The following is a 10,297-nucleotide window of genomic DNA, read 5'->3' as shown; positions in this document are numbered from 1 at the left end:
CACGCCGGCCACCACAGCGGCCAGCACCGCGCCGACGACCGTCCCCAGCACGCGGTGCGCGGCGCGCTGCATCGTGGCGGCGTACGACGGCTGGATGACGACGAACAGGGTCAGCAGGAGCCACCACGCTCCCGGTGCTGTCGTCCACTGCATCGCGATCCAGGCGCCGATCCCGGCCAGCAGTCCGAGAGCCACGGCGAAGTACCGACCGGCGGCGGCCGGCACGGCAGGCGGTTCGCGGGAGGGCAGCGCATCGCCGGCGAGCCGGCCCAGGAGGGTGATCCACAGACCCCCCGCCGCGACCCAGGCTCCCATCGCCACGGTCGCGGCGGGGGAGGAGTCGGCGGAGACGGTGCTCGAGGCGAGCGCGACCATGGGTGCCCCGATCAGAGCGAAGGCGGTCTGCGGGCCGGCGAGGGAACCCACCCCGTGCCAGCCCCGTGTCGACGACAATCCCACGGCGACCCCGATGGCGGCCATCAACAACGAGCCGGCCACCGGCTGCTCACGGAAAGGAACCGCGCCCATCATCAGCGCGGCGGTCACCAGGCCACTGACCAGTGCGACCCGGACGCTGATCAGCACACCCACGCCTGCCGGCAGCATGCCCAGGAAGAACAGGCTTCCTCCCGCCGCCCAGGGCGAGGCGCTGAGGACCACGACCGGAGCGATGACCAGGGCGACCAGGCCAAGTAGCCGCGGTGTCACGGGCACCCCCTCACACGTGCTCGTCGGGCGCGGATCATGGCCCTCCTCACCTTAGGCCAGCCGGGGCCGACGACACCCGAGCCGGCGGGTCGGCTGCGGCCGTTCCGCCGTGCAGCGAGCCCACGTACGGTGTCGTGCCATGCGGTTGAGTGAGTTCTGGACACTGATGGAGCAGGAGTTCGGTGGCCCCTACGGCCGCACCGTGGCCACCAGCCACGCCATCCACGCCCTGGAGGACCGCACCGCGGAGGAGGCCATCGAAGCGGGCAAGCCGGTCCGCACGGTGTGGCTGGCCCTGTGCGAGGACCTCCAGGTGCCACCCGAGCGACGGTTCCTGGCCGACCGTCGCCCGCCGAGGCGCGCCTAGCCGACCTGAGTCTCGGCTCGACGGCGCAGCAGCCCTCGTTCGTGGAGTGCCCGGACGATCTGCACCGCGTTCAGCGCGGCACCCTTGCGCAGGTTGTCGCCGACGACGAAGAACACCAGGCCATGGCCACCGGGGACGGACTGGTCCGTCCGCAGCCTCCCCACGTAGGTGGGGTCCGTTCCGGTCGCCGACAGGGGGGTGGGCACGTCCTGCAGGACCACACCGGGTGCGTCGGCAAGGACCTGTCGGGCGCGCTGTGGGCTGAGCGGCTCGGCGAACTCCGCATGCACGGCGAGGGCATGGCCGGTGAACACCGGCACCCGCACGCAGGTGCCGGCGACGGGCAGATCCGGCAGACCCAGGATCTTGCGAGACTCGCTGCGCAGCTTCTGTTCCTCGGTGGTCTCACCCGAGCCGTCGTCGACGAGGTCGCCGGCGAGGGCGACGACATTGAACGCGATCGGTGCGACGTAGTTGTCCGGGTCGGGCAGGCGCACCGCGCCGCCGTCGCGCGCCAGGTCCTCCAGTCGCTCGGCCTGCGCCCCGGCGCGAACCTGGCCGGCCAGCTCGGCCACTCCGGACAGCCCGGAGCCGGATACGGCCTGGTACGTCGAGACCGCGAGCCGTCGCAGACCTGCCGTCTCGTGCAGGGCTCGCAGCGCCGGCATCGCCGCCATGGTGGTGCAGTTCGGGTTGGCGACGATGCCGCGACCCTGGCCCGAAACCGCCAGGTCCAGCGCGTCCGGGTTGACCTCACTGACGACCAGCGGCACCGCCGGGTCGGCGCGCCAGGCCGACGAGTTGTCGACCACCACCGCACCCGCGTCGGCGAACCGCGGGGCGTGCTCGCGCGAGGTGGAGCCTCCCGCCGAGAAGACGGCGACGTCGATGCCACCCAGGTCCACCGTGGGGTCGGCCACGTCCTCCACCACGACCGTGCGCGGTTGACCGACGTACGGCTCGCCGTCCCACCCGCCTTCCCAGGGCAGCTCCCGGCCCGCGCTGCGAGCGGAGGCGAAGTACCGCACGCTGGCCACGGGCAGGTCCAGCTGGGCCAAGAGGCCGCGCATCACCGTGCCCACCTGCCCGGTCGCGCCGACGACAGCCAGATGCAGGCCCTCCCCGGTGCCCATCAGCGGCCCGTCCCGCCGTGGACCACAGCCGGGGTCTCGGCGTCCAGGTGGAAGGCCGTGTGCACGACTCGCACCGCCTCGGCCAGGCGGTCCTGGTCGGTGATGACCGAGATCCGGATCTCGCTGGTGGAGATCATCAGGATATTCACGCCCGCCTCGGCCAGCGCCGCGAACAGCCGACCGGCGACCGTGGGGTTGGAGCGCAGCCCGGCGCCGACGAGCGACAGCTTGCCGATCTGCGAGCTGTAGTGCGTGTCGACGAAGCCGATCTGGTGCTGCATCGCCTGTACCGCGGCCACGGCGCGCTGGCCGTCCTCGACCGGCAGGGTGAAGGAGATGTCGGAGGTGCCTTCGCGCGAGGTCGACACGTTCTGCACGATCATGTCGATCGAGACGCCGACCGCGCCGACGGCGCTGATGACGGCCGCCGCAGTGCCGGGGATGTCGGGCAGACCCACCACCGTGATCTTGCCCAGAGACATCTCGTGTGCGATGCCGGAGATGAGGGGATCTTCCATGTCGTCCTCCAGGTGCGAGGTGAGCGGTCGGCCGACCAGGATCCACGTGCCCTCGGCATCGGAGAACGAGGACCGGACGTGGATCGGCACGTCGTAGCGGCGGGCATACTCCACGGCCCGCAGGTGCAGGATCTTGGCTCCCTGGGCGGCCATCTCCAGGGTCTCCTCGACCGTCAGCCGGGTGATCCGGCTCGCGGCCGGAACGATACGAGGGTCGGCGGTGAAGATGCCGTCGACGTCGGTGTAGATCTCACACACGTCGGCGTGGAGGGCGGCAGCCAGGGCGACGGCGGTGGTGTCGGAGCCACCCCGGCCCAGGGTGGTCACGTCCTCGTCCTCCGAGACCCCCTGGAAGCCGGCCACGATGGCCACGGCTCCCTCGTCCAGCGTGCGGCGCACCCGGTCCGGCGTGACGTCGAGGAGGCGGGCCCGCCCGTGGCTGCGGTCGGTGCGCATGCCGGCCTGCTCGCCGGTGAACGACCGCGCCCGGACTCCGTGGTGCTCGATGGCCATGGCCAGCAGAGCCATCGAGATGCGCTCGCCCGCGGTCAGCAGCATGTCCATCTCGCGCTCAGGGGGAGGGCCGGGGTTGACCGCGGCGGCCAGGTCGAGCAGCTCGTCGGTGGTATCGCCCATCGCGGAGACCACCACGGCGACCTCGTGACCCGCTCGATGGGTGTCGACCACGCGCCGGGCGACCCGCGTGATCGCGGCCACGTCGGCCACGGAGGAGCCGCCGAACTTCTGGACGAGCAAGGACATGGTGGTGCTGTCTCCGGCAGGCGAAAGGGGCGATGGCAGGGATCCGCGCGGTGCGACGGCGGGTCGACCCAGTGTAGAGCCCCGTCGCGCCCGTGCGGCGCGCCCGGCCGGGCTGCGGTCTCGATCCGGACCCGGTATCCGGCACAAGGAAGACATTCGGGGGCTGTTTTGTCACGATGCTGTCATGGCGACGACAAAAGAAAGTCGTGCCAGTGATGCCAGGGGGACCTTCTTCGGCCATCCGCGCATGCTGGCCAATTTGTTCAGTGTCGAGATGTGGGAGCGGTTCTCCTTCTACGGCATGCAGGGAATTCTCCTGTACTACATGTACTTCTCGGTCACCGACGGTGGGCTGGGAATCGAGGAGAGCACCGCGACCGGGCTGATCGGTGCCTATGGCGGCGGCGTCTACCTGTCCACCATCCTGGGGGCGTGGCTGGCCGACCGCGTGCTGGGCTCGGAGCGCGTGCTGTTCTACAGCGCAGCGATGATCATGTGCGGGCACATCGCCCTGGCTGTCCTGCCCGGCGCGTCGGGTCTGGCCGTCGGTCTCGTCCTCGTCGGCGTCGGCTCAGGTGGGGTGAAGGCCAACGCGACCTCGCTGGTCGGCACGCTGTACGCCGAGGGCGACCAACGGCGTGACGCGGGCTTCTCGCTCTTCTACATGGGCATCAACACCGGCGCGCTGGTCGGCCCGCTGGTCACCGGGTTCCTGCAGCAGGACTGGGGGTTCCACGTCGGCTTCGGGGCGGCGGCGGCCGGGATGGCCATCGGGCTGACGCAGTACGCGCTGACCCGCAAGAACCTGCCGCCCTCGGCCTCCGTGGTTCCCAACCCCCTGCCGCAGGAGCAGCGGGTGAGGTACCTGCTGATCGGGGTCGGGGTGCTCGGTGCCCTCGCGCTGGCACTGCTCACCGGGCTGATCGACGCCGGCGACCTGCCCGTGGTGATGGCCGGTGCCGCTGTGGTGGCCGCCATCGCCTACTTCGCTCTGCTGCTGGGCAGTCCGCGGGTCGATGCGCTCGAGCGCAGCCGGGTGCTGTCCTTCATCCCGCTCTTTCTCGCGTCCGCCGCCTTCTGGGCGTTGTACCAGCAGCAGTTCACCGTCATCGCGTTGTACTCCGAGCAGAGCCTGAACCGGGACATCCTGGGTTGGACGATGCCGCCGAGCTTTGTGCAGTCCATCAATCCCGTCTTTATCGTGATCTTTGCGGGGGTCTTTGCGGCGGTCTGGACGAAGATGGGCTCACGTCAGCCTTCGTCACCGATGAAGATGGCCGGGGGCCTGGTTCTCATGGGGGTGGCGTTCCTTGCTTTCATTCCGTTCGCCGGTGACGGCCCCCATGGCACGCCCCTGATGGCTCTGGTCGCCATCCTGTTGCTCTTCACCTTCGCCGAGCTGTTCCTGTCACCGACCGGGTTGTCGCTGTCGACCAAGCTCGCTCCGAAGGCCTTCCGCACCCAGATGGTGGCTCTGTTGTTCCTTTCGGTCTCCATCGGGACCACGTTCGCCGGGATCCTGGCCGGTTACTACCGCGAGGACAACCAGGTGCCCTACTTCAGCGTGATCGGCCTGAGCGGCATCGGTCTCGGGCTGCTGCTGGCGCTGTGTGTGCCGCTGCTGAGGCGGTCGATGCGCGGCGTGACCTGAGCCTCACGGCGAGCCCGCCTCACCCGGCGCGCAGTAGGGTGCTCAGCTCGATGGTGTCGTCCACGACGGCGACCGGCTGCTCGGCCTCCAGCTCATGGCGCAGCCCGGCCCCCCACGTCACGCCGACGGCCGACATTCCCGCGGCTCGTGCGGCGCGCAGGTCGTGCACGCTGTCGCCGACGTAGACGCAGTCGCTCGGGTCCACCTGAAGGGTGCTCGCGGCATGAAGCAGCGGGTCGGGGTCCGGCTTGTGCCGGTCGGTCGCCTCGGCGCCGGCCAGGACCGGGATGCGGCGATGCAGGCCTGTGGCGCGGAGCCCCAGGTCGGCGGTCTGCGCGATCTTCGCGGTCACCACGCCGAGCCGGGCTCCCGATCCCTCCAGGTCGGCGAGTAGCCGCCGTACCCCGGGAAACTCGCGGATCATCTCGTCGTGGTGCGCGAGGTTCCACTCGCGGTAGACCCGCACCACCTCCTCGACGTCGTCCACGCGGTCGGGGAATGTCTCGGCGACGGTGGCTCGCAGTGGTCGACCGATCCAGGAGCGCAGCTGCGGTTCGGGCAGGTCGGCGCACAGCACGGCTCTCAGGGCGTGACGGTACGACGCCACGATGAGGTCGATGGTGTCCGCGAGGGTGCCGTCGAGGTCGAACAGGACTACAGGCCATCGGAGCACGCCCGAAGCCTAGCCATGAGTCGCTACGTCGATTCGGCCGGGTGTGGTGCGGACGCCTGGGCGGACACGTCGTGGTGGACACGCCCGACGCAGGGGTCCATGCGTAGGCTCCGGGGGTGGACGAAGACCGCATCGCGCTGTTCCTGGACTACGAGAACCTGGCGCTGGGCGCCAAGGAGCACCTGGGGGGTGCGCCGTTCGACCTGAAGCCGATCAGCGACGCTCTCGCCGAACGAGGGCGGGTGGTCGCGCGGCGGGCGTACGCGGACTGGTCCTACTTCGACGACGACCGCCGGATGCTCACCCGCTCGCACGTCGAGCTCATCGAGATGCCGCAGCGGATGGGGGCATCGCGCAAGAACGCGGCCGACATCAAGATGGCCGTCGACGCGATCGAGCTGGCCTTCAGCAAGGACTACATCTCCACCTTCGCTGTATGCACCGGCGACAGCGACTTCACCCCGCTGGTGCACAAGCTGCGCGAGCTGAACAAGCGGGTCATCGGCTTCGGGGTCCGCGACTCCACCTCCCGCATGCTTCCGCCGGCGTGCGACGAGTTCCTGTTCTACGACAACCTCGAGGGGGTCGAGCCCGCTCCGGCGACGACGCGGTCGGGGGATGCGGGCGCCGGGCGCGTCTCCCGTCGCGGCAAAGGCCCGACACGGCGCACCGGTGCCGCGTCCGGGGACGCCACGGACTCCACGCCCTCGCCTGCCATCCCCGATGCGCCCGCCACCCGCGACGGCGACGATGACGACGAGGACGGTGCACCGCCGCCCGACCTCGCCGTGCTCGTGGCGCAGACGGTGGCCGGGCTGCAACAGTCCTCGGCCGGTCTGGTCACCGCTTCGACGCTGAAGCGCACGCTCCTGCGCAAGGACCCCACGTTCAGTGAGGCCGACCACGGGTTCCGGGCGTTCGGTGAGCTGCTGGAGAAGCTGCAGACCCGCTCGATCATCGAGCTGGTGCCCGGCCCGGCCAAGGGGGACCCCGAGATCCGCCTGCCCGAGGTGGGCGACCGTGCCGAGGCGTTCGCGCTGCTGCGCGAGGTGGTCGCCGAGGCGGAGGAGCGGGACGGCCCGGTCAGCCTGTCGGGGCTGAAAGACCAGCTGCGACGCAGCCAGCCGGGATTCAGCGAGAAGAAGCAGGGATACCGATCCTTCCTGCAGTTCTGCAAGGCCGCCCAGGCCGAAGGGGTCGTCCAGCTGGACTGGGACAAGGCGGGCCGCGAGTACGTGCTTCGAGCGCCGTAGGCCTCTCTCGCGGCATGGGCGTGTCGCGCATCTATCGAACATACTTGCGACTACCCTCGTGCACAGGCATCGTCGTCGCGCCAACCCGTCCACAACCCCACGGGGGGCTGAGCGGGTCTGTCGGCGCCGTTGCCTAGCGTCTGACGCATCGGTCCAGGCACCCGCCGCGGGAGCCGTGGGCTCGGTGGTCGAAGGTAGGCGCGCTCACCACGTAGCGAAGGAGCAGGAGATGGCGCAGAGCAACAAGGTCACGCCCATGCATGCCGACAAGGGCAAGGCGCTGGATTCCGTGATGGCGCAGATCGAGAAGCAGCACGGCAAGGGTTCGGTGATGCGGCTCGGTGACGACATCCGCCCGCCGATCGCGACGATTCCGACCGGCTCCATCTCCCTGGACGTCGCGCTGGGCATCGGCGGGCTGCCGCGCGGCCGGGTGGTGGAGATCTACGGCCCGGAGAGCAGCGGCAAGACGACGGTCGCGCTGCACGCGGTGGCCAACGCCCAGCGGGCTGGTGGGATCGCTGCGTTCATCGACGCGGAGCACGCGCTCGATCCGGAGTACGCGAAGAAGCTCGGGGTGGACACCGACGCCTTGCTGGTCAGCCAGCCCGACACCGGTGAGCAGGCGCTGGAGATCATGGACATGCTGATCCGCTCCGGTGCGCTCGACATCGTCGTGATCGACTCCGTGGCCGCGCTGGTGCCCCGGGCGGAGATCGAGGGTGAGATGGGCGACAGCCACGTGGGCTTGCAGGCGCGGCTGATGTCGCAGGCGCTGCGCAAGATCACCGGGACGCTCAGCCAGACCAACACCACCGCCATCTTCATCAACCAGCTGCGGGAGAAGATCGGCGTGATGTTCGGGAGCCCGGAGACGACGACCGGTGGCAAGGCGCTGAAGTTCTACGCCTCCGTGCGCATCGACGTACGGCGCATCGAGACGCTGAAGGACGGCACGGACGCGGTGGGCAACCGGACCCGGGCCAAGATCGTGAAGAACAAGGTCTCGCCGCCGTTCAAGCAGGCCGAGTTCGACATCCTCTACGGCCACGGCATCTCCCGCGAGGGTGGCCTGATCGACATGGGGGTCGAGCACGGCTTCGTCCGCAAGTCCGGTGCCTGGTACACCTGCGAGGGCGAGCAGTTGGGCCAGGGAAAGGAGAACGCACGCCAGTTCTTGATGGACAACCCCGACTTGGCCGACGACATCGAGGCCAAGATCAAGGCCAAGCTCGGCATCGGCACGGCACCCGGGGCAGACGTGCCCGAGGGGGTTGACCCCAAGACCGGTGAGGTCTCGGTGAACTTCTGAGACGGGCCGAGCACGATAGGAAGACACCACGGTGAGCGAGGAGGCACGCCGCGAGCCGGACGCCGCCCGGCTCGCGGCAGCGCGGCGAGCACTCGACCAGGCGACTCAGGGAGCGTCGGCTGCGACCGACCGGCCGTCGTCTCGCAGTGCGCCGTCGCCTGACCCCACGGCCGAGATGGAGGGCTATGCCCGAGCGCGGCAGATCGTGCTCCGGCAGCTGGCCATGGGGCCGCGGTCACGACAACAGCTCGCCGACAAGCTGAGCAACCGGGGTGTCGAGCGCGAGGTCATCGACCGGGTGCTGGACCGGATGGTCCAGGTGGGCTTGGTGGACGACGAAGCCTTCGCGGCCACCCTGGTGCGCAGCAAGCACCACGGCACGGGCATGGCTCCCCGTGCCTTGCGTCACGAGCTACGCAAGAAGGGCGTCTCGGAGGAGATCGCCGAGCGCGCCGTCGGAACCGTGGACGCAGACGACCAACGTGCGCGCGCCGAGCAGCTGGTGGCCGAGAGGCTTCCTCGGCTGCACGGCCTCGATCGTGAGGTGCAGACTCGCCGGCTCGCCGGTGTCCTGGCCCGGAAGGGCTACTCGTCGGGCCTGTCCCTGTCGGTCATCCGCGATGCGCTGGATCGCGCACCCGAGCATGTCCGCGACTAGCTTCACGTCCTCGGACGACGGACCAGCTGAGACTGTCGTCGACTAGCTGAGGAGCTTCGTCAGAAGACGGGTCAGATGACGGCGTTCACCGTCATCGAGCTTCGCCATCACGGTAGAGCCTTGAGCCACCCGATCGGCGAGGTCGGCGCGCACGGCCCGACCTTCAGGGGTGAGCTGCAGCAGCGTGATCCGACGGTCCGCACCCGGGACTCGGCTGAGCAGCCCCGCTGCCGCGAGCCGATCGGCGATACCAGTGACGTTCGACGCGTCGCACGCCAGGTGATTGGCCAGCGAGCTCATCGACGACGGCTCTCCCAACCAGAGCACCACCCTGGCCTGCACCGCCGTGAGGCCGCACTCGGCGACCACAGCGGCGAAGTCGGCTCGCGCCCTCTCTCCCACCTGGAAGAGCAGACGGCTCAGATAGTGCGCCTTGGCCAGGGATGACATGCGCGAATATTACTAGATTTAATAAATAGTTGACAACGTCTACTAAAACTGTCTCAATGGTGTCAGAAACTTGAGCACGTCAACTAGTGGAGGATCCGATGAGCACAACGTCGCTACCGCAGACAAGCTCAGCGCCGCAACGGACCGTGGGTCGCGCGCTCGCTCCCGCCCTGGTGGTGGGTGGCGTGGCTGCCATCACCAACGTGGCGATCCTGCTCCTCGGCCGTACGCTCGGCCTTGACTTCGCCGTGCAGCCCGCCGGTCAGGCCCCGATGACCGTTGGTGTGGTGATGGTGCTGGCCACAACGCTCCTCCCGGTGGCAATCGGGGCCGCAGTGTTGGCCGTCATGCGAAGCCGCGGTCGTCGCGCCCACACTCTGCTTGCCGGTGTCGGTCTCACGTTGGGGATCATCACCACTCCGGCACCATTCACGGCGTCCGCAGACCTGGGGACCCAGGTGGCCTTGGCAAGCATGCACCTGACCACCGGAGTGATCTGGTTCGCGGTGCTGCGTGGCCGCATGACCGCACAGGGTGCGCGCCGTGAGGGATGAGCTCTCCGCGCGAGAGCGGCGATGGTTGGCAGACCCGCCTCACACGCTGGCTCGTATCGCCACGGTCGACGCGGCAGGGCTGCCGCACGTCGTGCCCACCGGATGGTCCTTCGATCCGACCTGTGACGAACTGGTGCTCGGAGGCCGCGATGTGCCCCGGACACGGCGCGCCCGGCACGTACAAGCCACCGGTAAGGCGGCGGTGGTCATCGACGGCACGGCCCCCGGACCGCAGTGGGCGCCGTGGGCGTTGCACGT

12 protein-coding genes are annotated in these 10,297 nt (G+C 69.4%); 7 read left to right on the top strand and 5 right to left on the bottom strand.

The genetic code is table 11. The annotated features are described in order from the left end of the window. A partial coding sequence (locus tag VJ976_RS11575) for an FUSC family protein (protein ID WP_324100378.1) occupies window positions 1–708 on the bottom strand: 708 nt, incomplete at its 3' end. Window positions 709–847: 139 nt separating this feature from the next. On the opposite strand from VJ976_RS11575, the gene VJ976_RS11570 reads away from it, so the two are divergent. After that, entirely contained in the window at window positions 848–1,075 is a 228-nt protein-coding gene (locus VJ976_RS11570; RefSeq protein ID WP_324100377.1) for a DUF3046 domain-containing protein, read from the top strand. On the opposite strand, the gene VJ976_RS11565 is transcribed toward VJ976_RS11570, so the two are convergent. Beyond that, window positions 1,072–2,208, bottom strand: a complete 1,137-nt coding sequence (locus VJ976_RS11565; RefSeq protein ID WP_324100376.1) for an aspartate-semialdehyde dehydrogenase — start codon at window positions 2,206–2,208, stop codon at window positions 1,072–1,074. The two genes, VJ976_RS11570 and VJ976_RS11565, sit on opposite strands and share 4 nt — an antisense overlap. Continuing rightward, window positions 2,208–3,488 carry an aspartate kinase gene (locus VJ976_RS11560; protein WP_324100375.1) on the bottom strand — a complete coding sequence of 427 codons (1,281 nt, stop codon included), beginning with the start codon at window positions 3,486–3,488 and terminating at the stop codon, window positions 2,208–2,210. The genes VJ976_RS11565 and VJ976_RS11560 overlap by 1 nt, the downstream gene beginning before the upstream one ends. Window positions 3,489–3,672: 184 nt before the next feature. Between VJ976_RS11560 and VJ976_RS11555 the strand changes: the two genes are divergently transcribed. Beyond that, the gene (locus VJ976_RS11555; RefSeq protein WP_324100374.1) at window positions 3,673–5,139 is read left to right on the top strand and encodes an oligopeptide:H+ symporter; all 1,467 of its coding nucleotides are present in this window, start codon (window positions 3,673–3,675) and stop codon (window positions 5,137–5,139) included. A 19-nt stretch (window positions 5,140–5,158) separates the two neighbouring features. Here VJ976_RS11555 and VJ976_RS11550 read toward each other — a convergent pair whose 3' ends face one another. Continuing rightward, window positions 5,159–5,812 carry an HAD-IA family hydrolase gene (locus tag VJ976_RS11550; RefSeq protein ID WP_324100373.1) on the bottom strand — a complete coding sequence of 218 codons (654 nt, stop codon included), beginning with the start codon at window positions 5,810–5,812 and terminating at the stop codon, window positions 5,159–5,161. Between the two features lie 116 nt (window positions 5,813–5,928). Between VJ976_RS11550 and VJ976_RS11545 the strand changes: the two genes are divergently transcribed. From VJ976_RS11545 to VJ976_RS11535, 3 genes are all read left to right on the top strand, one after another. Further along, window positions 5,929–7,065, top strand: a complete 1,137-nt coding sequence (locus tag VJ976_RS11545; RefSeq protein ID WP_324100372.1) for an NYN domain-containing protein — start codon at window positions 5,929–5,931, stop codon at window positions 7,063–7,065. 229 nt (window positions 7,066–7,294) lie between these two features. Next, window positions 7,295–8,377 carry a recombinase RecA gene (gene recA, locus VJ976_RS11540; protein ID WP_324100371.1) on the top strand — a complete coding sequence of 361 codons (1,083 nt, stop codon included), beginning with the start codon at window positions 7,295–7,297 and terminating at the stop codon, window positions 8,375–8,377. Window positions 8,378–8,408: 31 nt separating this feature from the next. Then, window positions 8,409–9,035, top strand: a complete 627-nt coding sequence (locus VJ976_RS11535; protein ID WP_324100370.1) for a regulatory protein RecX — start codon at window positions 8,409–8,411, stop codon at window positions 9,033–9,035. A 42-nt stretch (window positions 9,036–9,077) separates the two neighbouring features. Here the strand turns inward: VJ976_RS11535 and VJ976_RS11530 are convergent, their stop codons facing one another. After that, the gene (locus VJ976_RS11530; RefSeq protein ID WP_324100369.1) at window positions 9,078–9,485 is read right to left on the bottom strand and encodes a MarR family winged helix-turn-helix transcriptional regulator; all 408 of its coding nucleotides are present in this window, start codon (window positions 9,483–9,485) and stop codon (window positions 9,078–9,080) included. Window positions 9,486–9,583: 98 nt separating this feature from the next. On the opposite strand from VJ976_RS11530, the gene VJ976_RS11525 reads away from it, so the two are divergent. Beyond that, a complete protein-coding gene (locus tag VJ976_RS11525; protein ID WP_324100368.1) occupies window positions 9,584–10,039 on the top strand; it encodes a DUF6069 family protein in 456 nt (151 codons plus the stop codon). Beyond that, window positions 10,029–10,297 (top strand): pyridoxamine 5'-phosphate oxidase family protein (locus tag VJ976_RS11520; protein WP_324100367.1); only part of this gene is annotated, 269 nt, incomplete at its 3' end. The genes VJ976_RS11525 and VJ976_RS11520, both read left to right, overlap by 11 nt.

It is taken from the genome of Ornithinimicrobium sp. (assembly GCF_035267225.1).
Taxonomy (GTDB): Bacteria; Actinomycetota; Actinomycetes; order Actinomycetales; family Dermatophilaceae; genus Ornithinicoccus.
The sequence above is the reverse complement of the archived record's forward strand: the minus strand, read 5'-3'. Positions and strand labels throughout refer to the sequence as shown.